Below are 26,112 nucleotides of genomic sequence, written 5' to 3'. Positions count from 1 at the left end.
CGTCTCCTCCTGGTATCGATATTCTGCTACTAGGAGAGTACTATTCTCGTCAATGAGAGCGAAAGCTCCCGATGAAGTTCTTCCCAGGATGAGACGGGATCGTAAGGAACGAGGACATGGCCGACCGCACCGTGCTGGCCTACGACCAGCAGGAATACAGCCGCACGCAACTCGACGCACTGGCTGCCGGTATGGCTGCGTCCCTCGAGCGTCGCGGTGTCGGCCCTGGCGACCGTGTGGCGCTCATGTCGTCGAATCGGCCCGAGTTCGTCATCGCAGTGCTGGCGATCTGGCAGCTCGGCGCAGTCGTCGTCCTGATCAGTCCGGCATGGAAACGCGCCGAAGTCGCGCACGCGCTCGATGTCAGCGAGGCCACCCACGCTGTCGGCGACAGTTCGGTACTCGCCGACCTGATGCCCATGCTCTGCCTCGACGAGCAGATCGAAGAGGGATTCCGTCCGCCCACACCGGCCGACGCGGATGCCGACGCCGTGCTCGTGTTCAGTTCGGGCACCACCGGCCTTCCGAAGGCCGTCCGCCACACCCACGCATCGTTCGCCGCTGCGGTCGGGCACTGGCGGGACGCCCTGAAACTCACCGCGAGCGATCGCATCCAGATCGTCACGCCCCCATCGCATATCCTCGGCTTGCTCAACATCGTCACCGCACTCGATGCAGGCACCTGGATGCGGCTGCATCGCCGATTCGACCTCGACGCGATGCTGCGCCACATCGAAAGCGACCGCATCACCGTCGAAATGGCGGTGGCGCCGATTGCATTGGCTATCGCGTCGCACCCGGATCTCGAGTCCTTCGACCTGACGTCGCTGCGCTACATCATGTGGGGCGCCACACCCGTTACGCCGAGTGTCGCCGAGACCGTCACCCGCCGGACCGGAGTGTCGTGGGTCCCGGCGTACGGGGCGAGCGAGATCCCGGTGATCGCCTGCAGCCCGATCGAGGGTGCGCGCCTGGACAGCGTGGGTCGCGTCGTACCCGGTGTCGAGATGCGCGTCGTGTCGCTCGAGACGGGCGAGACGCTAGAGCCGGGCGACACGGGTGAGATCCAGGTGCGGTCGGCGTCCATGATGGCCGGATACCTACCCGGCGACACGACCGCCGACGCATTCGCCGACGGCTGGTACCGCACCGGCGACGTCGGCAGTGTCGACGCCGACGGCTGGGTGCGCATCACCGACAGGTCCAAGGACATGATCAAGGTCAAGGGTTTCCAGGTGGCGCCCGCCGAGATCGAAGCCGTCCTGTTCACTCACCCCGACATCGCCGACTGCGCGGTGTTCGGGGTCGACGACGCTTCCACCGGTGAAGCCGTCGTCGCTGCGGTCACTACAACCGCACCGATCGAAGCCGGCGAGATCATCGATCTCGTCGGGAACACCCTCGCCTCGTACAAGCGTCCGAGTCGAGTGGTCTTCGTGCCCGAAATCCCGCGCCTGCCCTCCGGCAAGGTGTTGCGCCGAATACTCGAGGAGCGCCATGGACGTACGTCTGACCAATGAACAGCAGCAATTACGCGACGCAGCCGCAAAACTCGCCGACGACCTGGGGCCGGGTTCGGTTCAGGACCTCGACGACGCGACACGGGTCGCACGGCTGGAGAAGACGGTGGCCGCGGCAGGCTGGCGCGAACTTCGTTCCGACGGCGCCTCCGGCGTCGAGGTTGCGATTGTTGCCGAAGAATTCGGCCGAGGACTCGTGGATGTCCCCTTCCTCGGTCCGGTTCTCGCTGACGATTTGCGACGTCACCTCGCCGACGACCCGCAGACCTGGGCCATCGCCGTCGGCGACGACGCTTTCGATGCGTCGGGTCTCACCCACGCACTTGTGGTGCGCGACAGCAGTATTCTCGTGGCCAAGATCGGCGACCCCGCAGAGGGAGCCGACTTCACCCGCGCATTCGCGACGTTGGTCCGGCCGTACGAACAGATCGGCGAGCTGTCGCCCGAACAGGTCGAGCGCGGCTACGCGCTGGCGTTGGTCGTGACGTGCGCCGACCTCGTGGGAACCTCGCGCGGCGCCCAGGCGGCCGCGGTCGACTACGCCAAGATCCGCGAGCAGTACGGCAGCACCATCGGCTCGTACCAGGCCGTCGCGCACCTGCTCGCCGAAAGCGAAGCGCTCATCGAAGGATCCATCAGCGTGCTGCGTCACGCGGCGTGGGCAGTCGACGAACTGACACCCGCCGAAGCGGTGCGCGCCGCGAGGATCGCGAAGATCTACTGTGCCCGTGCCGCACGCACGGTGTGCGAAACGGCCATCCAGGTGCACGGCGGCATCGGAAACACCTGGGAATGCATCGAACACGTCTATCTTCGGCGGGCGCTGACGTCCACCGAACTGTTCCCCGTGAGCCTGGAGGAGATCGACCTTGGACTTTCGTGACTCGCAGGAAGAAGCCGCGTTCCGTACGCGGCTGCGCACCTGGCTCGCAGAGATAGCAGGAACATTCCCCACATCGGGCGATGAGTACTGGGCAAAACAGGGGGAATGGCATCAAGCCCTCTACGGGGCGGGATTCTTCGGCCTGTCGTGGCCGAAGGAGTACGGCGGACAGGAACTCCCGCCGGTCTTCGATGTGATCCTCGACGAGGAACTCGCGATCGCCGGTGCGCCGCCGCGGCCGAGCCTCGGCTACCTCGTGGTGGGGCTCGGGCATCACGGAAGCAAGGAACTGCAGCAGCGGTTCCTGCCGGGGATGATCAACGGCACGCAGCGGTGGTGTCAGGGCTTCAGCGAACCCGGTGCGGGCTCGGACCTGGCATCGCTGACCACCACCGCGACCCGCGACGGCGACGAATACGTCATCCACGGGCACAAGATCTGGACGAGCTATTCCGATGTTGCGGATTGGTGCTTGCTTCTTGCGCGCACCGATCCGGATGCGCCGCGGCATCGCGGTATCTCGGCATTCATCGTTCCGATGAAGCAGGCGGGTATCGAGCAGCGTCCGCTCAAGATGATCAGCGGTGTCACGAAGGAGTTCGGGCAGGTTCTGTTCGACGGTGCACGAGTGCCCGCGGACCAGATGGTCGGCGACCCCGGCGACGGCTGGCGTGTCGCGATGACTGTGGTCGGGCACGAGCGGGAGCCGTCGACGCTCGGATTCGCTGCGCGCTACGGCAAACTCGTTCGTCAGCTCGCTGCCCGCACCGAAGGACGGCCACCCGAGGACCTGGCGTGGGCGGCGGTGCAATCCGAGATGTTGCGCCTGCACGTGCGCCGCCGGCTCTCGGAGCAGCTCGACGGTGTGAATCACGGATCCGAAGGCTCACTCGACAAGCTGCTCATGACCTGGGTGGATCAGTCGGTCGGACACGCCGCACTTGCTGTGGCAGGCACCCGCGACACCGAGCTGCTCGGCTCGTACATGTACAGCCGCGCGCAGTCGGTCATGGGCGGTACGTCACAGATCCAGAAGAACATCATCGCTTCACGAATCCTCGGATTGGGGGTCTGACATGTACGACATGCCCGACGAAATCGACGTCCAGGCCGACGGCCCGCTTCGGATCATCACCCTCAACCGTCCCGACGATCTCAACGCCGTCAACGATCCCCTGCACGAAGGCCTTGCGCGGCTGTGGCCGCAGTTGAGCGCCGACCGTAGCGCCCGCGTTGCTGTGATCACGGGTGCCGGACGGGCGTTCTCGGCCGGTGGTGACTTCGGCTATCTCGCCCAACTTGCGGAGGACCCCGACCTGCGCTCGAAGTCGATCGCGGACGGCCGCGAGCTCGTACTCGGAATGACGCGATGCCGAATTCCGGTGATTGCGGCAGTGAACGGTCCGGCAGTCGGACTCGGCTGCAGCATCGTGGCACTGAGCGACATGGTCTACATGGGTGAGAAGACCTACCTCGCTGACCCCCACGTGCAGGTCGGCCTGGTTGCAGCCGACGGCGGTGCGCTCACCTGGCCGCTGCAGATCAGTCTGTTGCAGGCGAAGGAGTTCGCGTTCACGGGACAGCGGATCTCCGCGCAACGAGCGCTCGAGCTGGGTCTTGCCAATCACGTGGTCGAAGATCCGCTGAGCGAGGCACTCGCAGCGGCCAAGAACATCCTGGACCAGCCGCAGAAGGCGATCGAGGCGACCAAACGCCTGATCAACATCCAACTCGAACGCACGGTTCTCGCCGCAATCGACTACGCTCTGAGCGCCGAGGAAATGACCTTCCAGAGCGACGATTTCCGGGCGAACATCGCACGCCTCACCGCAGGCAAGAGCTGACGGAGAAACGGACAGGGGGCACGGGCCATGCTGAGCCGCGTGAGGTCTTTGCCGCACTTCCATCCTGATCTGCGCGTCGCGGCGCTGGTGGCACCGCGACGCGCAGTGACACCGAGAACACTCGGGGTGCTGCGTACCCTCACGGCGCGGATCAAAGGGGCAGACCCGGACATCCACGTCCTGGAACCCGGCGTGGCGGTGAGGTTCTTCCGTCCGCGCGTGCCTGCAGGTGATGCGCCGCGTCCCGCGCTGTTGTGGATCCACGGCGGTGGTTACGTGTTCGGCCGGGCTGCGCAGGACGATGCACTGTGTCAGCGCTTCGCCGATCGGCTCGGTGCGGTCGTCGCATCGGTCGATTACCGGCTGTCGCCTGAATACTCGTACCCGATCCCTGTGGAGGACTGTCTCCATGCCTATCGGTGGCTCGTCCACCGGGAGGAGGTGGACCCGTCGAAGGTCGTGATCGGCGGTGCCAGCGCGGGTGGGGGTCTTGCAGCGGCGCTCGCGTTCGCGATACGCGACAGCGATCTGACCGAGCCCGTGTTCCAGCTCCTGGTCTATCCGATGCTCGACGACCGGACTGTCTCCGGGCCCGAGCACATGCGCATGTGGGACGGGGAGTGCAACCGCTTCGGTTGGACGAGCTTCCTCGGGGATGCCGACGCGTCGATTGCGGCTCCGGGCCGCCGCACCGATCTGGCGGGACTTCCGCCGGCCTGGATCGGTGTCGGGGCCAACGATTTGTTCGCGCGTGAGGATCGCGAGTACGCGGACCGTCTCGTCGAAGCCGGAGTGCCGTGCGAATTCCACTCGGTATCGGGGGCTTTCCACGGTTTCGATCTCGTCTCCTCGCGCAGCGGTGTCGCGCGGGAGTTCTTCGGCGAACAGTGCGCCGCGGTGAGCAAGGCGCTGAAAGTCTGACCGACCCGACAGAACGACGGTGCGTCCGAACTCCGCAGAGTTCGGACGCACCGTCGTGTCGGTTTACGAGTGAGCGAGTTCGTAGCGCCGGCGGTATTCCTGCTTGGACGTTTCGCTGATGTCGACGTCCTGTGCGCGTGCCCGCAGCGCGCCGACGGTGGCCTGCTCACGGGCCGTGTGCTCGAACGGATCCCAGCCGAAGAACCGCGCGGCGTTCTCGAAGGTGACCTTGTCGATCTCCTCGTCGGTGAGCTCGGCAGCGACGAGTTCCTCCATGAGCATCTCGGGGGAGCGCGGCCACGTGGAATCCGAATGCGGGTAGTCGCATTCCCAGGCGATGGTGTCGATACCGAGACGCTCTCGATTGTTCAGGCCGCTGGGCTCGGTGATGTAGCACGCGAGGAAGTTCTTCTTCCACACGTCGGTGGGCGACATGCCCTTCGGCAGGAAACTCGCACCGGTCCAGGACTGGTTGACGATGTGGCGTTCGAGTCGGTCGAGCCAGGGTGCGACCCAGCCGACGCCACCTTCACTCATCGCGACCTTGAGGTCGGGGAATTTCTGGAACGCGCCGCTGAGCATCATGTCGGTCGCGGCGATCGTCGAGATCAACGGGGTGAGCACCATCATGTCGTCTAGGTCGAAACCCGTGGGGCGCTTGACCAGGCTCATGCCGCCGCCGATGTGCAGGCTGACCACGATGTTGTGGTCGACGCAGGCCTTGAAGATCGGATCCCAGTGTCCCGACTTGAAGTCGGGATAGCCGTCGCCGACACCGTAGGGGGTTTCCGGGAGAGAGATGGAGCGACACCCCATCGCGGCGAGCCGGTGGATTTCCTTGACGGATTCGTCGGCGTCGTAGAACGGGACGATGCCGAGGGGGATGAAGCGTCCGGGGTGGTCGCCGGGGACTTCCCCGACCACCCAGTCGTTGAAGGCTTTGAGGGCTGCAAGGGAGAGTTTCTTGTCGGGCAGGGTGGCGAGGTGGGTGCCTGCGAAGCCCGGGAAGGTGGCGAACAGGGTGGCGGCGAGGGTGCCGTTGGCGTCCATGTCGCGCACGCGCATGTCCATGTCGTAGACGCCGGGCCGCATTTCGGCGTAGCCGGTGGGGTCCATGCCCCATTCTTCCTTGGGCCAGGAAACGACGGCGTTGAGGCCGGAGCTGCCGACAACCTGGCCTTGGAATTGCCAGGCCTGGACGGCGGGGTTGCGGGGATTGGCGGTGAGTTTGGGAGCGTGATCGCGGAGCGATTTCGGGAAGTGTTTGTCGAACAAGTCGGCCGGCTCGACCACGTGGTCGTCGATGCTGACCATCACCATGTCATCGATATTCATCGAAAATCCTTACTGTCGCGCAGTTACCGGCGCGGCGAGTTCCCGTTCGTCGATCATGAGTTGGAGTTCGGCCAGAGTCTCGTCGAGACCCGCGCCGAGGCGTGGGCCCGGAGTGAAGTCGGCCGGAAGTTGTCGCATTCCCTGGATGACTCCGATGGAGTCGTAGTGCACCGCGCCTGCGGGGTCGCAGTGGAAGTCAGGCATACGGTCGAGCACCGCCACCAGCATTCGCTTGAACACCGTTCGCGCCAGGTTGGATCCTATGCAGCGGTGGACCCCCAGACCGAAACTGAAGTGCCTGTTGCCCTTGCGTTCGAGGTCGACGGTGTTGGGGTCGGTGAACAACGCGGGGTCGCGGTTGGCCATCGCCCAGGAAAGCCATACCCGTTCGCCCTCTTTTGCTTCGACGCCGTCGATCTCCATGTCCGCGGAGAATGTGCGTCCGTCGCCCGCGGATGGGCAGAAGAAGCGCAGGAACTCCTCGGTGGCCGAGTCGAGCAGCGTGTCGCGTTCGGTGCTGAGGGTTTCGCGCTGATCGGGATTCTGCGACAACCATTCGAGTGCGTGGGAGGTGAGCGCTGTCGTCGTATCGAAGCCGCCGCCGATGAGCAGGCTGAGGACCCCGAGAAGTTCTGCGTCGTCGGGTTGCTCGCCATCGACGGTGGCCTTGGCAATCGCATCGACCATGCCCGGGCGGGGATTCTCTCGGATTTCGTGAAGGCTGGAGAGCAGATCCAGCCCCATGCGCCGGTGTAGTTCCGCGACCCGGGTGACGTCGGGTGAATCCGGGGGCGTGTACATCGCCGCATGCACGGGTTCGCAGTACACGTTCCATTTGGCGACCGGGATACCCAGCATCGCGAGTGTGATCACCGCAGGGACGATGTTGACGAGGTCGTCGATGAAATCGATCTGCCCGGTCTCGATCTTCTCGTCGAGGCAAGCGCGGATCACCTCGTCGATGACGGGAACCCATTTCTTGACCGCGGCGGGCGACAGGTAGGGATTGAGGACCGCGCGGAACTCGCGATGCTCGGGGTCGTCCATTTCGAGGATCCCGCCGCGTACGCCGGATGCCCTGACCGCAGACGGGATCATTATCCCCTTGTATCCGCGGCGAACTCCCTTGACATCGTGATCATTCGAGATGTCCGCGGAGCGGGCGAGAGCGAATACTTCGTCACTACCGGAGGCGACCCAGTGGCCACCGTGGGTATCGGACCAAGCGAACGGGCACGTGGACTGCAATTCCTCGGTGATGTCCAGGAACTTGTCGCGATAGTCGGGAGCGTGCCTGTCGAACTGAAACACAGGTTGCCTGCGGCCGACGTCGGATACAGCGTCATCAACACTCATGGCTCTGCTCTCTGGTGTCTGTGGTGGGGAACGCGGAACGTCGGATGACGTCTGACCGAACGGTCCCCCTTCGCGTAGTCTGTAATTCAAGAATGTCCTTCCGAATGTGGAGAACCATAATCTCGAGCGGGTGTTTCCGCAAGGTTCCTACCGCGGTGTCGACGTTCGATTCCAAGGCCGGCGGCAGTCCGGTCTGCGACGAAGGGGAGCAACTTGAAGGCATGGCAGTTCGAAGGAGCCGGGAAGCCGATCTCACTGAACGAGGTGCCGGAACCGGTGCCCGGCCCCGGGGAGGTCATCGTCGATGTCAGAGCCGCCGGGTTGTGTCACAGCGACATCATGTACATGGAGGTCGGCGAGGTGAGCATGCCGTTCCTGCCCATGACCCAGGGGCACGAGAATGCAGGCGTCATCAGCGCTCTGGGCGACGGGGTCGACGGTTGGGCACTCGGTGACATCGTCGGTGTATGTACGTCCGGCTTCCGTCCACCGGCCGGAATGTTCACCCCCGGCGGCTTTGCCGACAAGTTCCTCGCCGATGCCCGCGACCTCGCGCGCGTACCCGAGGGGCTCGACCTGTCGCTGGCGGCGCTCGCCACTGACGCGGGTATGACCTCGTACCACGCGATCATCAAAGAGGGCGGGGCCACGGCCGGGATGAAGGTCGGTGTCATCGGATACGGGGGACTCGGTCAATTCGGCACGCGCGCAGCGGTGCTCGCGGGCGCCGAGGTGCATGTCGCGGAAACGAAAGAATCCGTGTGGGGTCTTGCCCGAGCGGCCGGGGTGGTCGATGTCGTGCGCGATGCGTCGGAGTGGGCAGGCCAAGGGTTCGACCTCGTGGTCGACTACGCGGGCTTCGACACCACTGGTAAGGCGCTCGACGCCATCAAGCGCGGCGGCAAGGTTGTCCAGGTCGGTTTGGGAAGGCCGACGTTCACCGTGAATACCCCGACGATCCTCGGCAGGACGCTTGTGGGCTCCTTGGGCGGAACGGTGCAGGACATCGAAGAGGTCTACGAACTGCTGCTCGCCCGGGAGATCGAACCCGAATACACGGAGATCGGTTTCGACGAGATCGGCGAGGGGCTGGAACGCCTGCGCCGCAACGAGGTCACGGGACGACTGGTCGCGCGCTTCGGGAATTGACCGGTGACAGCGGGGGCCCGGTCATCGAGACGATGGCCGGGCCCCCGACGAATATCTACCGTTGTTGCGGCACCAGTGTTTCCGACCGCTGGATGGTTCCCGTGATTCCGGAGGCATCCTGCTGTCCGAGCAGCACGGCTGCAGCACCCATCGTTTCCGGCGGTTCGATCGCCTCGGGCGGAATCTTCTGTCCGCTGCCACCGGCCAGCCATCCCTCGGTGAGTACGACCCGCGATGGCGACAGGCAGTTCACCGCGATGTTGTCGGACTGCAGATCGGCCGCGAGACCGGTGTAGAGGCGCTCCACGCCGGCTTTCGACACCCAGTAGGCATTCGATCCACGATCGATCATCGTGACTCCGGTCGTGGTCACCGCGATCATCGAACCGCCGCCTCGCGCCCGGAGGTGCGGGATGGCGGCCTTGGTCACGTTGAACACGCCGGTCAAGTTCACGTCGAGACACAACTGCCACCGCTTGAGCGGTGTCGACTCGATCGGTCCCATCCACAGCACGCCCGCGTTGGCGACGAGGATGTCCAGGCCCCCGAATTCACCGACCGTCGTGGTGATCGCGGCGTCGACGGACGCCTCGTCCGTGACATTGCACTGGACCGGGATCGCCTTGCCACCTGCGGAACCGATCCGCTCGGCGACCGCACCGATGGTGCCCGGGATCTTGCCTTCCTGTTCGGTCCGCGCGGCAACGGCCACCGCAGCCCCCGCTTCCGCGAGGGCGACCGCTATCGCAGCCCCGATCCCACGGCTGGCACCCGCGACGAACGCGACTTTTCCCTCGAGGGGCATCACTTCGGCGGGAACCTCAACGCTCCGTCGAGACGGATGGTCTCGCCGTTGAGGTAGTCGTTCTCGACGATCGACGCGACGAGCGTCGCGTACTCGACCGGGCGGCCCATGCGCTTGGGATGCGGGACCTGCGGGCCCCAGTACGCCTCGAGCTGATCGCCCGCCTTGCCGTAGGCAGGGGTCAAGATGGTGCCGGGGGCGATGGTGTTGACGCGGATGCCCAGCGGAGACAGGTCGCGTGCGGCGACGAGCGTCATGCCGAGGATGCCGCCCTTCGCGGCAGAGTAGGGAAGCTGGCCGATCTGACCTTCCATGCCCGCGATCGACGCGGTCTGGACGATGACACCGCGCGAGCCCTCGTCATTGAACGGGTCCTGCTTGGCGATGGCCGCCGCGGCCAGTCGCATGACGTTGAACGACGAGGTCAAGTACGACTGGATGGTCTTGGTGAAGCCTTCGAGCGACATGGGGCTGCCGTCCTTGCCGACGAGACGGCCGCCGCCGGCGGGACCGCCGTGGCAGTCCACCGACACGCGCAGCGGTCCGAGCGACTCGGCTTCGGCGATGGCTGCGAGGACCGACTCCTCGCTACCTGCGTCGGTGTTGACGTAGCGCACGCCCAGCTCGTCTTCGAGAGCTTTGCCCGCTTCGTCGTTGACGTCTGCGACGACAACCTTGGCTCCACCCTCATGGAGGCGGCGAACGGTGGCCTGCCCGAGGCCTCCGGTGCCTCCGACGACGATGGCTGAGATACCTGAGATCTGCATTCCGATTTCCCTTCTTGCAACTAAAGCTCTCGTGCTGAGAGAATAATGTTCTCATGAACCTAAGCATGATTCTAGAAATGGTGGCAAACAACGGCGAGCGCGCAGTTGCGACCGTCGGCGATCGCTCGTTGACTGCCACGGACCTCGACACACACGCGCGACACCTCGCCGCCCGGGTGCGTGGCAGCTCTGCGGTGCTCTACCTGGGAACGAATCACCTCGCCTATCCGGTGGCCCTGTTCGGTGCGGCACTCGCGGGGGTACCGTTCGTTCCGCTCAACTACCGCCTCGGGGATCAGCAACTGTCGGCGCTGCTCGATCGACATCCCGGCGCGACGATCCTGCGCCAGGACGATCTCGACGCGCTGCTCGACCATGCACCGGACGACGCAGAGCCCGCCGAACTCGAACCGCAGTGGGACGGCGACGCGATTGCCGCGATCATCTACACCAGCGGCACGACGTCGGATCCCAAGCCCGCCGTCCTGCGTCACCGGCATGTGATCGCGTACGTCCTCAACACGATGGAGTTCGCATCCGCAGAGGAAACCGATGCGTCACTGGTGTCCGTACCGCCCTACCACATTGCGGGTCTGACGAACCTCATCTCCAACCTCTACAGCGGCCGCAGGATCGTGTACCTGTCGGCGTTCGAACCCGCTACCTGGCTCGAAACCGTACGCCGTGAGAAGGTCGTGCACGCGATGCTCGTGCCAACGATGCTCGCCCGGATCGTGGCCCACCTCGGCGAAGACAGCGCAAACGTTCCGACGCTCGAGACCCTCGCCTACGGAGGATCCCGCACTCCGCGGCCCGTCCTCGAGCATGCGCTGCGCGCGTTCCCCACCACCGGATTCGTCAACGCGTACGGCCTCACCGAAACGGCCTCCTCGGTCGCGGTCCTCGGACCGGACGACCACCGCGAGGCGATCTCCTCCGACGACCCGGCCGTGCGCGACCGGCTCGGTTCGGTCGGCAGGCCCCTGCCGGGCATCGAGATCGAGATCAGGACCGAGAGCGACGAACCGGTTGCCACCGGCGAGACCGGGCTGATCTTCGTGCGCGGTGAGCAGATCTCCGGCGAATACGGTGGACGCAGCGTGCTCGACGCCGAAGGGTGGTTCTCCACCCGCGACCTCGGGCATCTCGACGCCGACGGCTACGTGTATGTCGAGGGCCGCTCCGACGACACGATCATCCGCGGCGGCGAGAACATCGCGCCCGCCGAGATCGAGGACGTCCTGCTGGCCCATCCCGCGATCGTCGAAGCCGCCGTGATCGGTGTGTCCGACGCCGAATGGGGGCAGCGCATCGTGGCCGTCCTCGTCGGCGACGCCGACCCGGACGAGGTGCGACAGTGGGTCAAGGACCGCTTGCGCTCGTCGAAGACCCCCGACACCATCGTCTTCCGACACGAACTCCCGAAGACCGAAACCGGAAAGCTTCTGCGCCGCACCCTACTCGCCGAACTGGAGAACCAAAATGCCTGAAGCCGTCATCGTTTCCGCGCTGCGGACGCCCGTCGGGACCGCCCGCAAGGGTACGCTCCGCGACACCACCGCCTTCGATCTCGCCGACCACATCGTCACCGCGGCAGCGAAAGGCCACGACGCGGCCGACATCGACGACGTCATCCTCGGTGAGGGCCTGTACGGCGGCGGTGTGATCGCCCGCCACGCTGCGATCACAGCCGGCCTGACCACTGTGCCGGGCATGGCCACCAACCGCCACTGTGCCGCGAGCCTGGCCGCGGTGCAGAATGCGGCGGCGAGCATCATGGCAGGCATGGACCGGCTCGTGATCGCCGGTGGCGTCAACTCGGCCTCCACGTCCCCGCAGTCGCTCATGCGCAACGGAGAGAACTGGGAGCCGTGGCTGTCGCCGACCCACCCGAATCGGGAGGACGCACCCAACAAGGACATGTCCATCACCGTCGGCTGGAACGCCGCGGTGAAGGCCGGCGTGTCGCGTGAAGAGATGGACGCCTGGGCCTTGCGCTCCCATCAGGTCGCGATCAAGGCCATCGACGAGGGCAAGTTCGTCGACGAGATCGTTCCGATCGAGACCCCGCACGGTCTGTTCTCGGTCGATGAACACCCGCGTCGTGACACCAGCATGGAAAAGCTTGCGTCGCTGAAGGTTCTCCACCCGGAGATCGAAGGATTCAGTATCACCGCAGGCAACGCCAGCGGTGGCAACGATGCCGCGGCCGCCCTGACGATCGCGAGCAGCGACCTGGGTCTTCCTGCGCTCGGCACCGTCAAGGCGTGGGCGTCCACCGGCATCGATCCCGCGCTCACGGGGCTTTCGCCTGTCGATGCGATTCCGAAGGCACTGGCTCGCGCCGGTATGTCGATCTCCGACGTCGACTTGTTCGAGATCAACGAGGCGTTCGCGGCGCAGTGTGTCGCCGTGATCAAGATGCTCGAGCTCGACGCCGATCGCGTGAACGTGCACGGAAGCGGTTGCTCACTCGGGCATCCTGTCGCCGCAACCGGCGCGCGCATGCTCACCACCCTCGTCCACGAGCTGCGTCGTCGCGGCGGTGGCGTCGGTGTGGCCTCGATGTGTGCGGGCGGAGGAATCGGCTCGGCAGTGGTGATCGAGGTGCCTGCGCCGTGACAACCGAACTTCCGGCACCGTTGCCGAACTCGGGCGCGGCGTGAACGTCGTCGAACTCGTCGAAGCGGCTCGTCGCGGCTCGCAGCGCGCGACGGGCCGCTTGCTCACGTTGGTCGAAGGGGATCGCCGCGACGAGGTTCTCGAACTGATCGATACCTCATCTTCGGGTGCTCGCGGCACTGCACCCGTACGTGTTGTCGGAATCACGGGGCCTCCGGGCGCCGGGAAGTCGACGACGGTCGGTGTGCTCACCGGCGGCTACCGCGCGCGGGGCTTCCGTGTCGCGGTGCTCGCCGTCGATCCTTCCTCGCCGTACAGCGGAGGAGCTCTGCTCGGCGACCGCATCCGGATGGCCGCGCACGTCAACGATCCGGATGTGTTGATCCGGTCGGTGGCGTCGCGCGGTCATCTCGGGGGCCTGGCCGCGGTGGTCCCGGCGGCGATCAAGCTGCTCGGTGCGCTGGCCTACGACGTGATTCTGCTCGAGACAGTCGGGGTGGGCCAGTCGGAGGTCGAGATCGCTGCGGTCGCAGATCCGACCGTCGTCATTCTCAATCCTGGTGCGGGAGACGCCGTTCAGGCAGCGAAGGCGGGTCTGCTCGAGGTGGCCGACATCCTCGTCGTCAACAAGGCAGATCGGGAAGGTGCCGCCGCGACGGTGCGCGACCTTCGGGTGGAAACCGGCATGACGATTCTTCAGCTGATCGCGTCGACGGGCGACGGAGTGGACAAATTGATCGAGGCTATCGAGGCGCATCAGCGCGCCGATACCCCCGAACGTCGTACTGCGCGAGCACGTGCGCAGATCTTGTCGCTCGCCACTACGCGGCTGCGTACCCACCCCGGACTCGATGATCTCGCCGCCGCCGTCGCGGGCGGGCGCAGCGACCCGTACACCGCTGCCGCCGGCCTCCTCGGTCGGTAGAACCGGGGGCAGACGGCAGGCGGAGGGGTCAGTTCAGGACCGGCACGATCAGCGGCAGATCGAGAGTCGTGCGAATTCCTGGTGCTGCTGCATGCACCGCGTGCACGGCGTTGACAGCACGGTTCGCAGTGTAGTTCGGGGCCGTCTCGCTCATCCGCTCCAGCGGAACCGGGAAGCGCATCTCGATGTCGAGCGGGGCGTCCCCGTCGATCGAGATGTGCCAACCGGTGGCGTGCATGTCCCAGTCGACGTCGATCTCGGTGGTGCAGTACCACGTTGGGCGGAAACGCATCAGCTCCCGGCCGTCGCGAATTCCGGAGATCGTGATGCGCTGTGCTGCTACCGTTCCTGCCGCAATCGTTCCTGCCGCGATCGAGACGTCGTCCCGAGCCACAGCCAATTCGCCGCTGGCCTCGACGGAATCGAGCGGTAGGCCGAGCGCGTCGGCCAGCACTTGGAGCGAAGGCCCGAAGTTGGACTTCACGTGGTCGAGCCGTGCCTTCGCGAACTCACCGGGGGACTGACCGAAGCCCATCACCTCGAAGAGGATGCCGGGTGAATCCCGCTGCGACAGGTCGGCGTACTCGTCGATGGCGAGATGGTCGAGCTTACGCTGGATCGAAGACAACACCAGAGGCACTGCCTCGCTGATGAATCCGGGGCTGCTCCCCGTACTGTGGACGGAAGTGCCGCCCGAGGCGCAGGCGGCTTCGACGGCGTTGCGCACCGCTGAAGGCATGCTCGGTGGGTGGTGGAACTCGCCTCGGGTGGTGACGATGTTCGTGCCAGAGGAGAGTATGCGGCAGACTTCATCCAGATCGAACTGCAGCGGCATGTAGAGGACGCAATCCGCACCGAGATCGATGATCTCGTCGATACTGCGGGTTGCCTTCACCCCTGTGGTATCTCGATCGCACAGGGCACCTGCGTCGAGGCCTTCCTTGGCGTCGCTGTGGACATAAAGCCCGGCCAATGTGAGGTCGGGATGGTCGATCACGGCCCGGAGTGCTCGGGTGCCGATATTGCCGGTGGCCCACTGGACGACGCGTAGTGCTTTCTGGGACATATCAAGACACCTCGGGAGGAAGGCGCAGGAGTGCTTCCTGAGCGAAGGAGGCGACGAGGTCGCCCTGTTCGGTGAAGACATCGCCGCGGCCGAAGCAGCGACCGTTGGCGATGAGAGCGCTGTTGTGGCGCAACAGAAGCCAATCATCGGTGCGGAAGGGGCGGTGAAACCAGAGATTGTGTGAGGTCACCGCCGAGGTGAAGGCCGTGCCGTTGCCGGTCTGGCAGTAGCCGTCGACGGCCAGGAGTGCGGTGCCGATGAGGTGGAGGTCGGTCGCATACGAGGTGAGTGCGGGTGCCAGCGTTTCGTCGACGGTGGGCGTGCGCATCCACATGTCGAATTCGGGTGTGGCCGTTCCGAGATCATTGAGGTCCGAAGACGCGCGAGTCTCCCAGGGTATGAGAGAGAAGTCGACCCGGCTCTCTTCCGCGAGTAGCGAAGGCACCGGCGGGAAGGATTGTCGCTCGGGGCCGTTCTCCGGAGCGTGCATGGAGACCGATGCAGTGGCCAGCACACCCTTGGTCTGGCGCGCGACGATGGTCAGGGTGCCGAAGGACCGGCCTTCGTGCTGGCGGGTCACCTCGTATCGGACCGCCTCATCGGCGCGCCCTTCGCGGGCGAACACGGTGTGTAGCGATTTGATGGCCTTTTCCGGGCAGGTCAGCTGAGCTGCCCGGACGAACTGTCCGAGCAGCTGGCCGCCGAAGAGCCGGTGGTATTCCAGGCGCTGGTTTGCGCCTTCGAAAACCGTCTTGCTCGACGGGGCATCAGCGGAAGCAGGGGGCGTATCGGCTGCCGGAGTGAGGTCGAGGCACGTCAGGAGGTCATTCCAAAGCTCGGTCACAAGCCGAGTGTAAATGACCCGCTCTCAAATGAGAACAGCATTCTTCCTATTTGGTAGCGAATCCGAGTGAGCAGAATGTCCACACCTCGTCGGCGGTGATCGGCCGCGCGGTGGCGTCGGCGTCGCCGCTCGACTGGGCGATGAACATCACGGTCTGCATGGTCATTGCCGCGGCACGTCGCGCGTTGAAATCGCTGCGCAACTGGCCCGAAGCCGCGACCTTCTCCATCAGTTCGGTGAACAAGGCCAGCATCGATGCGTGGGCAACCTTGACCTCGGCCGGATGTGTGAGCAGCAACTGAGGAGCGAAATCGGTGAACAGGGGGCGTTGAGCAACCGGGTCCGGACGCGACGATTCGAACAGGAGCTCGACCGCCACGCGGAGCTGATCCATCGGATCGTGCTCGCCCGCCGCGGCCGCGCGAATCTGGTCGGCGGAGCGACCCAGAGCGTCCTCGAACAGGGCGAGCAGCAGCTCGTGCTTGCCGTCGAATTGCAGGTAGAAGCTACGTAGTGATTGCTTCGAGCGGTCGACGACCTCCTGCACCGTGAAGTCGGTACTGCCCTTCTCGGTGATGATGGCCTGGGCGGCGTCGAGAAAGCGCTGCACGCGCTGTTCGGCCCGCAGTTTCGCGGTCCGGATGGACCGCTCGACCGCGCGCTGCTTCCATGCGGGTTCTTCGCTCGGGCCGGTCACTGCGCGCACTGCCCATTGTTGCGTGAGGCAAACATGTGAGCACTGTACCGGAGAGCGTGCTCTTTTCCGCAAGGTTACCCAAGAGTCAGATGCGCCGAATGAGACCATTACTTTCTTGTATAGAGAATGATATTCTCATATGGCTGTGCACCGCAGCTCTGTCAGAGAGGTATGTCGGAATGCTTTTCGAGTTCGACTCCGATCAGCGACTGTGGCAGGACACCGTCCGTGACGTCACGGCGAAGGAATGTCCGTCCACGCTGATCCGCAATATCGTCGACAACGGCGCAGATCCAGGGCCGCTGTGGAAAGCCCTCGTGGGACTCGGCTGGACCGAGCTCACGGATCCCGAGGCGGCTGTCGAGCTCGGGATCGTCCTGGAGGAGCTGGGGCGGGCCACGGATCCCACGCCCTATCTGGCGACGATGACGCAGTTCGCGCAGCTCGCACCCGGTGTGGCCGAACCCGATCAGGCCGGCGCAGCGGTGTACAGCGGTGTCCATGCGCATCGCGACGCCGACGGCTGGGTGCTCCACGGCACGGCCGCACAGGTTCTCGACGGGGACCGCGCCGACCTTCTGGCAGTGGTCACCGACGCGGGCGTCTTCGTCGTCACCTCCGACAAGGTCACCGCGACCCGCAGTCCGGTGTTCGACCCCGCCCTGCACATCGCTGAGGTTCGGTTCGAGCACGTTCGGGTCGAGGGCGATCCGCGTTCCGACGCCGATCCGGCCCGGGCCCGCCACATGGCGCTCGCAGGGCTTGCGCTCACGACTGTCGGTGCGTGCCAACGGGTTCTCGATCTCGCGCTCGACCATGTGAAGAACCGGCAGCAGTTCGGTGTCACGATCGGGTCGTTCCAGGCCGTCCAGCACAAGGCCACCGACATGCACATCGCGATCGAACGCGCCCGCGCACTGGCGTACTTCGCGGCGCTCACCATCGCCGAGGACGACCCGCGCAGGAATCTCGCCGCGTCGATGGCCAAGGCCGCAGCCGGTGAATGCCAATCGCTCGTCTTCCGTCACGGATTGCAGTTGTTCGGCGCCATGGGCTTCACCTGGGAGAACGATCTGCAGTTCGCGCTCAAACGTGCCCGCGCCTGTGAGCATCTGCTCGGTAGTGCCGCCGAGCATCGGGCACTGATCACCGAGGAGTACCGTGCAACTCTCGTATGACGACGACGTCGAGGCGTTCCGCGCCGAATTCGTGGCTTTCCTCGAGGCGAACCTGCCCGACGAGGCGGACGCCACAGAACGATCCACCTCGAGCGCCGACATGCCCGAATGGGCACGCCGCTGGCAGCGACTCCAATTCGACAACGGCTGGCTTCTTCCGGGGAATCCGCCTGAATTCGGTGGCCGCAACGCGACATTGATACAGCAGGCCGTCCATCTCGAAGAGCTGTCCAAACGCCGGATCTACCACAGCTTCAATCCTCAGGGACTCGGCATCATTGCGGCGTCCATCCTCTCGTTCGGTACCGAGGAGCAGAAGCAGAAGTGGGCCGCGCGCATCCTGCGCGCGGAGATCACCGCAGCACTGGGAATGAGCGAACCCGGCGCAGGCTCCGACCTCGCAGGTCTTCGCACGCGCGCCGTGCTCGACGGCGACCACTTCGTCGTCAACGGACAGAAGGTATGGACCTCCGGCGCTCACCACGCCGATGTGCTCCTCACCTTTGTTCGCACCGATCCGAATGCGCCCAAGCACAAGGGCATCAGCGTGCTGCTGATCCCCACCGACACACCGGGTGTGGTCCGGCGTCCGTTCGCGTCCATCGCCGACAAGGACGATCGCGACTTCAACGAGGTGTTCTTCGAGGACGTCCGGGTCCCGGCGGAAAACCTCATCGGCGAGCTCAACCAGGGCTGGAGCGTTGCCAACGGCTCGCTCGGACACGAGCGCACACTCCTGTGGCTCAGCTTCGCAGACCGATTGGAAGATCTCGTCGTAGACTTCGAGCCGCGCACGGTCATCGATCGCGACCGGTATGCAACGCTGGTGATGGACCTGCAAGCGCTGCGTCTGCTCGGATCTGCCGCCCTGGCACGCGAGTCACGCGGCGAGCAAGATGTCGCCTCCCTCTCGGTGCTGAAACTGCTCGGATCCGAAGCGATTCAGCGCTCGGCCGAGCACGCACTCGATGCCGAAGGAGCTGAAGGGCTCGTGCACCCTGCATCGACCGCGCCGTACACGCCATGGAATCTCGACAATTTCTCGTCGAGTTGGTTCGAACGCTTCGCCCGCAGTTTTGCAGGCACCATCGCGGGCGGGACCTCCGAGATCCAAAGGAACATCGTCGCCCAGCGAGTGCTCGGGCTACCACGCGGCTGAGGAGCGTAACTTGTACATTCTCTACGAGGTAGCGGACAGGATCGCCACGATCACGTTGAACCGGCCGGATGCTGCGAATGCTCAGAACGCAGCTCTGCTCGACGAACTCGACGCGGCATGGTCCCGTGCGGGCGACGACCCGGACGTATCGGTGATTGTGCTGCGCGCGGAAGGCAAACACTTCTCTGCGGGGCACGACATGACCGGCGGCGGCGGACCGGTGCCCGACAAGATCACTCTCGACATGATCTACACCACCGAATCCCGTCGCTATCTCGAGTACTCGATGCGTTGGCGCAACATCCCCAAGCCTTCGATTGCGGCGGTGCAGGGGCGTTGTATCGCCGGCGGTCTGCTGCTGTGCTGGCCGTGCGACCTGATCATTGCGGCCGAGGACGCGAAATTCTCCGATCCGGTTGTCATGATGGGTATCGGTGGCGTCGAGTACCACGGTCACACCTGGGAACTCGGTCCGCGCAAGGCCAAGGAGATCCTGTTCACCGGCAGGCCGGTCACAGCAGAAGAGGCCGAGAAGACCGGTATGGTCAACAAGGTCGTGCCCCGCGATGAGCTCGACACCGAGACGCGAGCACTCGCCGAACAGATCGCGAAGATGCCGCCGTTCGGTCTGCGGCAGGCCAAGCGGGCGGTCAATCAGACGCTCGATGTCCAGGGCTTCTATGCGGCGATCCAGTCGGTGTTCGACGTACACCAGACCGGCCACGGCAATGCCCTGAGCGTCGGTGGATGGCCGGTATTGATGAAGCTCGACGAGATGAAGCAGAATATCAAGTAGAACAATATGATTCGGGCGCCTCCGCGAAGTGCGGAGGCGCCCGAATCAGCTTCGGATGCTCACGGCTTGACGTATTCCGAGTACACGCTCATGATGCGCATCTTCGGGACCGGGCCGAAGCTCAGAGAATCCGACATGTCGAACTGCTTCGCGGCTGCGGCAGCGTGCACATTGTGCAAGGCCTTCTCCGGATCGCCTTCGATCTCATAGAGCGTGACGAACGAACCCCCGGCCTGGTCGGCGGGTGCCAGACGAGTTGCCTTCACGAAGCCGTCGCATGCGACGACCTCACGAATGTGCGTCGTCTCGTACCATTCGTTGAACTCGTCGACGCGTTCCGGGTGGGACGGGTACGCCTCGACCATCAGGTAATGCTTCATGCTTCGCCCTTTCATGTGTGGATGGGGTCAGACTCGAACGATCCAGCCGCCGTCGATGTTCAAGGTGTGGCCTGTCACCCAATCGCTGCCGGACGAAACCAGGTACAGCAGACCTGGAATCAGCTCTTCGGGTTCACCGAAGGGGAACGGGATCGCGTGCTTGACCATCTCCTTCAGTTCGGGCGGCGATGCGATGTCACCCGCCTCGGTGTTCACCATGCCCGGCGCGATGGCGTTGACGCGGATCCCGAACGGCGCGAGCTCCCGTGAGAGCGACACCGTCATGCTCACCAGGCCGAGCTTGGTGATTCCGTAGGCCTGGGCGGCCATGAAGGCGCCGCTGGACGATTGGTTGACGATCTTTCCGTAGCCGCGCTCTTTCATGTACGGGACGACGGCGCGGGTGCACAGGAGCGGGCCGGTGAGATTGACCGCGAGCGTGTTGGTCCACAGGTCCAACGACATTGAGGTGAGACCGCCCTTGCCGACGACCTCTGCCATCAGGCCCGCGTTGTTGACGAGAATGTCGACGGATCCGAACTCTGCGGCAGCTGAGGCGGCCATGTCCGACGTGCTCTTCTCGTCCCTCACATCGACCCGGACGGCGAGCGCCCGATATCCGTCGGCCTTCAGTTCGTCGGCTGTGGCGGTCGCGGTGTCGAGGTCGATGTCGGCGACGACCACTGCGGCGCCAGCCTCGGCGAGACCGCGGGAGTAGGTGCGGCCGATCCCGCCGCCCGCTCCTGTGACGATGGCGACCTTGTCTGCAAGTTGCTTCGAATCCGTCATAGGTACCTTTCTCGAAATGTGTGGATTGCCGCGGGCTCAGACCTTCTTGGTGACTCCGCCGTCCACGCGGATGATGGCCCCGGTGGTGAAACTCGAAGCGTCACTGGCGAGATGCAGCGCGAGCGGAGCCACTTCTTCGGGTCGCCCCATGCGCCCCAGCGGGACGAACGGTGCTTCTTCGCCTTCCGGCGGCGCCCATGCCTTCGAAAGGTCGGTCCTGAACGGTCCGGGCAGGATCGCATTGACACGGACGGTGGGTGCGTACGCGTCTGCAAGACCGACCGTCAGGGCATTGAGACCCGACTTGGCGCACGCGTAGGGGAGTTCGCGCACGCTCGCAGTCAGGGAGCCCGCCGTGCCGACGTTGATGATCGACCCGCCGCCGTTGGCGGCCATGTGAGCACCTGCGCGAACGGCAAGGCGGAACGGTCCTTTGAGATTGACGTTGAGGGTCTTGTCGTAGAGATCCTCGGTGATCGATTCGAGATTCTCGTACAGCGGTGACATTCCGGCGTTGTTGACCAGGACGTCGAGGCGGCCGAAGTGCTCGAGGGTGCGGTCGACCAACGCGTCGCAGTCGTCCCAGTTACCCACATGGCACGCGACGGCGAGCACGCGACGTCCGGTCGATGCCTCGATTTCCTTCGCGGCGAGCTCGCAGCCGTCGAGCTTGCGGGACGCTATGACGACGTCGGCCCCTGCCTCGGCGAGTATCTGGGCGATTGCGCGGCCGATTCCCCGTGAGCCACCGGTGACGATGGCGGTCTTCCCTGTGAGGTCGTGCAGTGAATCCAATGGCGTCATGCACCGATTGTTACGCAGAATCTGGAATTTGGAAAGCATATTCTTATCGGAAAGAATACGATTTCGAGAAGGGAGAGTAGCGCTCGGAGCGGGTGGGTGCCCAGGGCCGTCTGTGTGCGGGATGGAAAAATACGGCAGATCCGACATCGAAAAGCAAAGGACAACAATGACACTGCAGCGACTCCAGGACCGGCTCGACATCGCCGACCTGCTGTACAAGTACGCGACTTCGGTCGACACGAAGAACTGGGAAGCGCTGGCGTCGATCTTCACCGACGACGCAGCTCTCGACTACACATCGGTCGGCTACCCGGCGGGCACACGCGACCAGGTGATCGCCATGCTGAGCCGCGGGCTCGACCAGTGCCCCATGACCCAGCACTTCGTCACCAACATCGCGATCACGTTCGTCGATGACGACACCGCTGAGGTCTCGGCGATGTTCTACAACCCGATGCAGCTTCCGGGTGTCGACGGCCTGACATACTGCGGCGGCAACTACCACCACGAGGTCGTGCGCACAGCCGATGGATGGAAGAGCCGCAAGGCCGTAGAGGAGAACCTCTGGTTCTCGAACCACCCCGATCCCTCCAAGAACGGCGCGGCAGCGTCGTAGTCGATCCAGGGGATGTACGAGTAGAGGCCACCGTCGTTGACGGTGGCCTCTACTGGTTCAGGTGATTGCTACAGGTTGGCGATGCGCGGAGCGGACCCCGACGCGCGGATGGCCGCCCCTGCTTCTCGTGTCAATTCCTTGGCGCTACCGAGCAATCCGTCGAGGAACAATCCGCGGCGAATATGACGATGCAGATCGTGTTCGTCGGTGAATCCGATCCCGCCGAGCACCTGCTGACAGTGCCGCGCGGCGGTCACCGCCGCCTTACCTGCGGCGGCCTTGGCCAAGAGCGAGCTGAACTCGTCGTCCGCGACGAGGAGCGCCGCTTCGGCCCCCTCGATTGCCACGAACGTCTCGGCGAGCTTGTGACGCACGGCCTGGAAGCCGGAGATGGGCTTGCCGAACTGCGTGCGATCGAGCGCATGAGTACGGGCGAGATCGAGCATGGTGCGGCTCGTGCCCACCAGCCACCACCCGAGCGCGCGACGGCCCGCAGCGAGCGGTACCGGATTCCCGGATTCGACCACCTCGACGGTGAGCTCCTTGTCGAGCGCCTCGGTACTCCGCTCGGTGCGGTGCCACACGAGCCACGAGCCCCCCGCGTATGGGAGCGGCACTGTGCCTCCGGGTTCGGCGCCGGCCTCGGCCAGGATCACGTCGTTGATCACCGGTGCGTGCGCGCCGGTCTCGCCCAGCAGCCGGAACACCAGAGGGATTGCGACATCAGGCATCTCGCTGAGCATGTCGTGCCAGCCGAGTTCGACGAGCGCCGAGTCGAGTGCGACACCCGAGTTGGCCTCCATGGTCTTGCGAAGTGCGTCCTCGAGGAGTGCCAGTTCCGAATCGACCGCCGGTGCAGTGCTGTTCGTGGTCTTCACTCTTTCCCCAGTTGCAGTAGACGGCGAGCGATGATGTTGCGCTGGATTTCCGCGGTACCGCCGTATATCGACGCGGCCCGCGAATACAGGAACTCGGTCCGCAGCTCGGTGTCGAACAGTTCGATCCTTCCCGGAATCAGATCCCGCGCGGTGTCGAACAGTTGCTGCTCGGCGGTCGCGAGCAGGACCTTGTCGACCGAGGTCTCCGGCCCCAACGGCAATCCGGCCTGGAGCCGCTTCTGCGTGCTGTACGAACGGCTCCGCACCGTGTGCAACGCAAGGTAGGCGTCGCCGAGTTCTCGATCGTCGGCGGGATCCGAGACAGCAGCGACCTGATCGAGACGAGTGAACAGGTACGCGATCCGGTGCCAGAAGCACGACGAACGCTCGTGCGGGAGCAGATCCATCGCGAGTTTCCAGCCATCTCCGGGTTTGCCCAGCATCCGATCGGCCGGCACCACGACATCGTCGAAGTAGACCTCGCAGAACTCCTCGCGGTCGTGCATCGTCGTCAGCGGCCGGACGGTGATGCCAGGGGTGTCCATGTCGAGGAAGAAGGCGGTGATGCCGTCGTGTCCGGGGCCCGTGCGGGTAAGGAGAACGCAACGGGTCGCGAACTGTGCCAGAGAGGTCCATACCTTCTGGCCGTTGATCACCCATTGGTCGCCACGCTGTTCGGCGCGGGTGGACAGCGACGCGAGGTCGCTGCCCGAACCGGGCTCCGAAAAGCCCTGACACCACTGCTCGCTGCCGTCGAGCAGGCGCGGCACCATTTCGGCTGCCAGCTCAGGACTTGCGTACTTGATCATGGTGGGCGCGAGCACCTCGATCATCGAGTAGATGCCCGGCTCGGCGAGGTCGCGTGTGGCAACTTCTTCGCCGAGTACGGCCCGCAGCATCGCGGGCCCGCCGAGTCCTCCGACCTCCGCCGGCCATCCGTATCGCATCCATCCGGCATCGTAGAGAGCGCGCCGGACCCGGCCCAGCTGTTCGACCTGCTTGTCGAACGTGAGGTCGGGTCCGGGCGTGAGATCGTTCTCGTCGAGCCAAGCGCGTACCGCTGTCCTGAACTCCTGGACACTCCCCGTCGCTTCGCTCGCCCGGACACTCCCCGTCGCTTCGCTCGCCCGGACACTCCCCGTCGCTTCGCTCGCCCCGGCGATGTTCATGCCGTCGGTGCCTCGAATGCGTGTGGGATTCCCGAGTCGTGCTCGCCGCTGCGCCGGATGAATGTCATCTTGCGTGTCTTCACGCGCCATCCGGCCTCGGTACGGACGTAGGTGTCGTTGTAGTAACCGATCCGCATGTCGTGCGCGGAATGCTCGACGAAGCACAGCGGCTGTGTGCCGGTAGCGGTGTCGCCGTCGAGCTCGATCATCGAAGTGCCCACGAGAAACAGGCCTCTGGGTGCCGCAGCTGCCAGCTGGGGGAACTGGTCGAGCGTGAATACGTCGCCGAAAGCGCTGTAGGTGCCGTCGGGAGTGAACACGTCGACGATCCCGTCGAACTCCCCCTTGGTCATGATCACGGCATAGCGTGCGAGAAGCTGGTTGATCTCTACGAGGTCACTTGTTGACATAGACCTTTCCGCCTTTCATCACGAACCGCACGTCCTGGGTGACGGTGATGTCTTCGGTGGGATCGCCCGGTACCGCGATGATGTCGGCGAGCAGGCCTTCGGCCAGACGGCCACGGTCGTCGACGCCGATCAGCTCGGCTGCGTTGATCGTCGCGGCCTGGATGACCGCCAACGGGGGGAGCCCCCGGTCGACGAGCGCCACGATCTCGTCGGCGTTCTTGCCGTGCGGAATCGCAGGAGCATCGGTGCCGACCGCGATCTTGACACCGGCCTTGTACGCCGCGAGCACGGAAGTGCGCGCTTTCGGGAACATCTCGGCGGCCTTCGCCTGAAGTTCAGGCGGTGCGTGAGAAGTGTCCATCGCGTCGGCCAAACGCGTCGTGGGAACCAGCCATGTGCCGTTCTCGACCATCTGGTCGATCGCGTCGTCGTCGATGAGGAAACCGTGCTCGATGCAGTCGATGCCTGCAGCCACCGCGTGACGCACGGCCTCGGCGCCGTGGGTGTGGGACGCGACCTTCATGCCGCGACGATGTGCCTCATCGACGATCGCGCGCAGTTCTTCGTCGGAATAATGCTGGGCACCTGCCGATCCCGTCATCGACATCACGCCACCTGAGACGCATACCTTGATGAGCTGAGCGCCGTGCTTGATCTGGTATCGGACGGCCTTGCGAACTTCGTCGACACCGTTGGCGATACCTTCCTCGATGGTCAGATCGAGGACGCCGGGGGCAAAGGCCGCGAACATCGTCGGATCCAGGTGGCCACCGGTCGGGGTGATCGCGTGACCTGCGGGCACGATGCGGGGACCGTCGACCCATCCGGCGTCGATCGCCTTGCCGAGAGCGACGTCGAGCAGATAGCCGCCGGTCTTGACGAACAGCCCCAGATTTCGGACCGTTGTGAAGCCCGCACGCAGCGTGCGGCGGGAATTGCCCACCGCACGCAGCATGCGTATCGGAGGATCGTCCTGAACCGTGGAGTAGACGGGCTTTTCGCCACGCCCACCCATGAGCAGGTTCACCTCCATGTCCATCAACCCCGGCATGAGGATCTGATCACCGAGATCGATCACCTCTCCGCGGGGTTCGCCGCCGACGCCCGCAATACGTTCGCCGTCGATGTGAATGATGCCCGGTCGGATGATCTCGCCGGTCTCGACATCGAGGAGTCCGGCTGCTTTGAGCGTCAGCATG

The 26,112-nt window shown here is 64.7% G+C and carries 27 protein-coding genes; 13 read left to right on the top strand and 14 right to left on the bottom strand.

Annotation, left to right across the window (positions count from 1 at the left end; translation table 11 throughout):
* Nucleotides 1–116: 116 nt before the first annotated feature.
* From ACSYG9_RS06965 to ACSYG9_RS06945, 5 genes are read left to right on the top strand one after another with little or no spacing between them, the layout of a single operon-like run.
* Entirely contained in the window at nt 117–1,520 is a 1,404-nt protein-coding gene (locus ACSYG9_RS06965; protein WP_454841804.1) for a class I adenylate-forming enzyme family protein, read from the top strand.
* Nucleotides 1,498–2,403, top strand: coding sequence for an acyl-CoA dehydrogenase family protein (locus tag ACSYG9_RS06960; protein ID WP_454841802.1), 906 nt, complete (start codon nt 1,498–1,500; stop codon nt 2,401–2,403). Before ACSYG9_RS06965 ends, ACSYG9_RS06960 begins: the two co-directional genes overlap by 23 nt.
* Nucleotides 2,390–3,478 carry an acyl-CoA dehydrogenase family protein gene (locus tag ACSYG9_RS06955; protein ID WP_454841800.1) on the top strand — a complete coding sequence of 363 codons (1,089 nt, stop codon included), beginning with the start codon at nt 2,390–2,392 and terminating at the stop codon, nt 3,476–3,478. Before ACSYG9_RS06960 ends, ACSYG9_RS06955 begins: the two co-directional genes overlap by 14 nt.
* 1 nt (nt 3,479) lies before the next feature.
* Nucleotides 3,480–4,247, top strand: coding sequence for an enoyl-CoA hydratase-related protein (locus ACSYG9_RS06950; RefSeq protein WP_440126464.1), 768 nt, complete (start codon nt 3,480–3,482; stop codon nt 4,245–4,247).
* Nucleotides 4,248–4,274: 27 nt separating this feature from the next.
* The gene (locus tag ACSYG9_RS06945; protein ID WP_440126463.1) at nt 4,275–5,168 is read left to right on the top strand and encodes an alpha/beta hydrolase fold domain-containing protein; all 894 of its coding nucleotides are present in this window, start codon (nt 4,275–4,277) and stop codon (nt 5,166–5,168) included.
* Between the two features lie 63 nt (nt 5,169–5,231).
* Here ACSYG9_RS06945 and ACSYG9_RS06940 read toward each other — a convergent pair whose 3' ends face one another.
* On the bottom strand, nt 5,232–6,503 hold the full coding sequence (locus tag ACSYG9_RS06940; RefSeq protein WP_454841798.1) for an amidohydrolase family protein: 1,272 nt from the start codon (nt 6,501–6,503) through the stop codon (nt 5,232–5,234).
* A gap of 9 nt (nt 6,504–6,512) precedes the next feature.
* On the bottom strand, nt 6,513–7,859 hold the full coding sequence (locus tag ACSYG9_RS06935) for a cytochrome P450 (protein WP_440126461.1): 1,347 nt from the start codon (nt 7,857–7,859) through the stop codon (nt 6,513–6,515).
* A gap of 213 nt (nt 7,860–8,072) precedes the next feature.
* On the opposite strand from ACSYG9_RS06935, the gene ACSYG9_RS06930 reads away from it, so the two are divergent.
* Nucleotides 8,073–9,008 (top strand): zinc-binding dehydrogenase, encoded by a 936-nt coding sequence (locus ACSYG9_RS06930; RefSeq protein ID WP_454841796.1) that lies wholly within the window; start codon nt 8,073–8,075, stop codon nt 9,006–9,008.
* A gap of 55 nt (nt 9,009–9,063) precedes the next feature.
* Here ACSYG9_RS06930 and ACSYG9_RS06925 read toward each other — a convergent pair whose 3' ends face one another.
* Entirely contained in the window at nt 9,064–9,813 is a 750-nt protein-coding gene (locus tag ACSYG9_RS06925) for an SDR family NAD(P)-dependent oxidoreductase (RefSeq protein ID WP_440127575.1), read from the bottom strand.
* Nucleotides 9,813–10,580, bottom strand: a complete 768-nt coding sequence (locus tag ACSYG9_RS06920; RefSeq protein ID WP_454841794.1) for an SDR family NAD(P)-dependent oxidoreductase — start codon at nt 10,578–10,580, stop codon at nt 9,813–9,815. The genes ACSYG9_RS06925 and ACSYG9_RS06920 overlap by 1 nt, the downstream gene beginning before the upstream one ends.
* A 53-nt stretch (nt 10,581–10,633) precedes the next feature.
* Here ACSYG9_RS06920 and ACSYG9_RS06915 point away from each other — a divergent pair, with 53 nt between their 5' ends.
* From ACSYG9_RS06915 to meaB, 3 genes are read left to right on the top strand one after another with little or no spacing between them, the layout of a single operon-like run.
* Complete coding sequence (locus ACSYG9_RS06915) at nt 10,634–12,070, top strand: AMP-binding protein (protein WP_440126458.1); 1,437 nt, start codon at nt 10,634–10,636, stop codon at nt 12,068–12,070.
* Nucleotides 12,063–13,202: an acetyl-CoA C-acyltransferase gene (locus tag ACSYG9_RS06910; protein ID WP_440126457.1), complete on the top strand. Its 1,140-nt coding sequence runs from the start codon at nt 12,063–12,065 to the stop codon at nt 13,200–13,202. The genes ACSYG9_RS06915 and ACSYG9_RS06910 overlap by 8 nt, the downstream gene beginning before the upstream one ends.
* A gap of 40 nt (nt 13,203–13,242) precedes the next feature.
* Nucleotides 13,243–14,127 carry a methylmalonyl Co-A mutase-associated GTPase MeaB gene (meaB, locus tag ACSYG9_RS06905; protein WP_454841792.1) on the top strand — a complete coding sequence of 295 codons (885 nt, stop codon included), beginning with the start codon at nt 13,243–13,245 and terminating at the stop codon, nt 14,125–14,127.
* Nucleotides 14,128–14,155: 28 nt separating this feature from the next.
* On the opposite strand, the gene ACSYG9_RS06900 is transcribed toward meaB, so the two are convergent.
* The 3 genes from ACSYG9_RS06900 to ACSYG9_RS06890 are packed head-to-tail and all read right to left on the bottom strand — an operon-like array spanning nt 14,156 to nt 16,734.
* Nucleotides 14,156–15,193 (bottom strand): NAD(P)H-dependent amine dehydrogenase family protein, encoded by a 1,038-nt coding sequence (locus tag ACSYG9_RS06900; protein ID WP_440126455.1) that lies wholly within the window; start codon nt 15,191–15,193, stop codon nt 14,156–14,158.
* A gap of 1 nt (nt 15,194) precedes the next feature.
* Nucleotides 15,195–16,037, bottom strand: a complete 843-nt coding sequence (locus ACSYG9_RS06895; protein WP_454841790.1) for an acyl-CoA thioesterase — start codon at nt 16,035–16,037, stop codon at nt 15,195–15,197.
* 46 nt (nt 16,038–16,083) lie between these two features.
* A complete protein-coding gene (locus ACSYG9_RS06890) occupies nt 16,084–16,734 on the bottom strand; it encodes a TetR family transcriptional regulator (RefSeq protein WP_440127574.1) in 651 nt (216 codons plus the stop codon).
* A 179-nt stretch (nt 16,735–16,913) separates the two neighbouring features.
* Here ACSYG9_RS06890 and ACSYG9_RS06885 point away from each other — a divergent pair, with 179 nt between their 5' ends.
* The 3 genes from ACSYG9_RS06885 to ACSYG9_RS06875 are packed head-to-tail and all read left to right on the top strand — an operon-like array spanning nt 16,914 to nt 19,867.
* A complete protein-coding gene (locus ACSYG9_RS06885; RefSeq protein WP_440126453.1) occupies nt 16,914–17,912 on the top strand; it encodes an acyl-CoA dehydrogenase family protein in 999 nt (332 codons plus the stop codon).
* On the top strand, nt 17,896–19,071 hold the full coding sequence (locus ACSYG9_RS06880) for an acyl-CoA dehydrogenase family protein (RefSeq protein WP_454841789.1): 1,176 nt from the start codon (nt 17,896–17,898) through the stop codon (nt 19,069–19,071). The genes ACSYG9_RS06885 and ACSYG9_RS06880 overlap by 17 nt, the downstream gene beginning before the upstream one ends.
* Nucleotides 19,072–19,081: 10 nt before the next feature.
* Nucleotides 19,082–19,867, top strand: coding sequence for an enoyl-CoA hydratase (locus ACSYG9_RS06875; RefSeq protein WP_440126451.1), 786 nt, complete (start codon nt 19,082–19,084; stop codon nt 19,865–19,867).
* Between the two features lie 59 nt (nt 19,868–19,926).
* Here the strand turns inward: ACSYG9_RS06875 and ACSYG9_RS06870 are convergent, their stop codons facing one another.
* The 3 genes from ACSYG9_RS06870 to ACSYG9_RS06860 are packed head-to-tail and all read right to left on the bottom strand — an operon-like array spanning nt 19,927 to nt 21,840.
* Nucleotides 19,927–20,247, bottom strand: coding sequence for a hypothetical protein (locus ACSYG9_RS06870; RefSeq protein ID WP_454841788.1), 321 nt, complete (start codon nt 20,245–20,247; stop codon nt 19,927–19,929).
* 27 nt (nt 20,248–20,274) lie between these two features.
* A complete protein-coding gene (locus ACSYG9_RS06865; RefSeq protein ID WP_440126449.1) occupies nt 20,275–21,036 on the bottom strand; it encodes an SDR family oxidoreductase in 762 nt (253 codons plus the stop codon).
* 36 nt (nt 21,037–21,072) lie between these two features.
* Nucleotides 21,073–21,840: a glucose 1-dehydrogenase gene (locus tag ACSYG9_RS06860; RefSeq protein ID WP_440126448.1), complete on the bottom strand. Its 768-nt coding sequence runs from the start codon at nt 21,838–21,840 to the stop codon at nt 21,073–21,075.
* A 166-nt stretch (nt 21,841–22,006) separates the two neighbouring features.
* Between ACSYG9_RS06860 and ACSYG9_RS06855 the strand changes: the two genes are divergently transcribed.
* The gene (locus ACSYG9_RS06855; RefSeq protein WP_440126447.1) at nt 22,007–22,456 is read left to right on the top strand and encodes a nuclear transport factor 2 family protein; all 450 of its coding nucleotides are present in this window, start codon (nt 22,007–22,009) and stop codon (nt 22,454–22,456) included.
* A 68-nt stretch (nt 22,457–22,524) separates the two neighbouring features.
* Here ACSYG9_RS06855 and ACSYG9_RS06850 read toward each other — a convergent pair whose 3' ends face one another.
* The 4 genes from ACSYG9_RS06850 to ACSYG9_RS06835 all read right to left on the bottom strand — a co-directional run bounded on the left by ACSYG9_RS06850 (nt 22,525) and on the right by ACSYG9_RS06835 (nt 26,111).
* Nucleotides 22,525–23,259, bottom strand: a complete 735-nt coding sequence (locus ACSYG9_RS06850; protein WP_454842906.1) for an acyl-CoA dehydrogenase family protein — start codon at nt 23,257–23,259, stop codon at nt 22,525–22,527.
* 71 nt (nt 23,260–23,330) lie between these two features.
* Nucleotides 23,331–24,503: an acyl-CoA dehydrogenase family protein gene (locus tag ACSYG9_RS06845; protein ID WP_454841786.1), complete on the bottom strand. Its 1,173-nt coding sequence runs from the start codon at nt 24,501–24,503 to the stop codon at nt 23,331–23,333.
* Nucleotides 24,500–24,913 (bottom strand): nuclear transport factor 2 family protein, encoded by a 414-nt coding sequence (locus tag ACSYG9_RS06840; protein WP_454841784.1) that lies wholly within the window; start codon nt 24,911–24,913, stop codon nt 24,500–24,502. Before ACSYG9_RS06840 ends, ACSYG9_RS06845 begins: the two co-directional genes overlap by 4 nt.
* Nucleotides 24,900–26,111, bottom strand: a complete 1,212-nt coding sequence (locus ACSYG9_RS06835; RefSeq protein WP_454841782.1) for an amidohydrolase family protein — start codon at nt 26,109–26,111, stop codon at nt 24,900–24,902. The genes ACSYG9_RS06840 and ACSYG9_RS06835 overlap by 14 nt, the downstream gene beginning before the upstream one ends.
* Between the last annotated feature and the right edge of the window lies 1 nt (nt 26,112).

It is taken from the genome of Rhodococcus sp. SJ-2, assembly GCF_053750035.1.
Note: the sequence above shows the minus strand (reverse complement) of the source record. Positions and strands in the feature narration are given on the sequence as shown.

Excerpts from the sequence above, each read along its gene's own strand:
- ACSYG9_RS06840 (WP_454841784.1), bottom strand. The coding sequence starts at position 24,913 with ATGTCAACAAGTGACCTCGTAGAGATCAACCAGCTTCTCGCACGCTAT.
- ACSYG9_RS06945 (WP_440126463.1), top strand. The coding sequence starts at position 4,275 with ATGCTGAGCCGCGTGAGGTCTTTGCCGCACTTCCATCCTGATCTGCGC.
- ACSYG9_RS06855 (WP_440126447.1), top strand. The coding sequence starts at position 22,007 with ATGACACTGCAGCGACTCCAGGACCGGCTCGACATCGCCGACCTGCTG.
- ACSYG9_RS06965 (WP_454841804.1), top strand. The coding sequence starts at position 117 with ATGGCCGACCGCACCGTGCTGGCCTACGACCAGCAGGAATACAGCCGC.
- ACSYG9_RS06850 (WP_454842906.1), bottom strand. The coding sequence starts at position 23,259 with ATGGAGGCCAACTCGGGTGTCGCACTCGACTCGGCGCTCGTCGAACTC.
- ACSYG9_RS06935 (WP_440126461.1), bottom strand. The coding sequence starts at position 7,859 with ATGAGTGTTGATGACGCTGTATCCGACGTCGGCCGCAGGCAACCTGTG.
- ACSYG9_RS06950 (WP_440126464.1), top strand. The coding sequence starts at position 3,480 with ATGTACGACATGCCCGACGAAATCGACGTCCAGGCCGACGGCCCGCTT.
- ACSYG9_RS06865 (WP_440126449.1), bottom strand. The coding sequence starts at position 21,036 with ATGACGGATTCGAAGCAACTTGCAGACAAGGTCGCCATCGTCACAGGA.
- ACSYG9_RS06960 (WP_454841802.1), top strand. The coding sequence starts at position 1,498 with ATGGACGTACGTCTGACCAATGAACAGCAGCAATTACGCGACGCAGCC.
- ACSYG9_RS06925 (WP_440127575.1), bottom strand. The coding sequence starts at position 9,813 with ATGCCCCTCGAGGGAAAAGTCGCGTTCGTCGCGGGTGCCAGCCGTGGG.
- ACSYG9_RS06870 (WP_454841788.1), bottom strand. The coding sequence starts at position 20,247 with ATGAAGCATTACCTGATGGTCGAGGCGTACCCGTCCCACCCGGAACGC.
- ACSYG9_RS06885 (WP_440126453.1), top strand. The coding sequence starts at position 16,914 with ATGCTTTTCGAGTTCGACTCCGATCAGCGACTGTGGCAGGACACCGTC.
- ACSYG9_RS06940 (WP_454841798.1), bottom strand. The coding sequence starts at position 6,503 with ATGAATATCGATGACATGGTGATGGTCAGCATCGACGACCACGTGGTC.
- ACSYG9_RS06920 (WP_454841794.1), bottom strand. The coding sequence starts at position 10,580 with ATGCAGATCTCAGGTATCTCAGCCATCGTCGTCGGAGGCACCGGAGGC.
- ACSYG9_RS06910 (WP_440126457.1), top strand. The coding sequence starts at position 12,063 with ATGCCTGAAGCCGTCATCGTTTCCGCGCTGCGGACGCCCGTCGGGACC.
- ACSYG9_RS06915 (WP_440126458.1), top strand. The coding sequence starts at position 10,634 with ATGAACCTAAGCATGATTCTAGAAATGGTGGCAAACAACGGCGAGCGC.
- ACSYG9_RS06835 (WP_454841782.1), bottom strand. The coding sequence starts at position 26,111 with ATGCTGACGCTCAAAGCAGCCGGACTCCTCGATGTCGAGACCGGCGAG.
- ACSYG9_RS06900 (WP_440126455.1), bottom strand. The coding sequence starts at position 15,193 with ATGTCCCAGAAAGCACTACGCGTCGTCCAGTGGGCCACCGGCAATATC.
- ACSYG9_RS06860 (WP_440126448.1), bottom strand. The coding sequence starts at position 21,840 with ATGACGCCATTGGATTCACTGCACGACCTCACAGGGAAGACCGCCATC.
- ACSYG9_RS06845 (WP_454841786.1), bottom strand. The coding sequence starts at position 24,503 with ATGAACATCGCCGGGGCGAGCGAAGCGACGGGGAGTGTCCGGGCGAGC.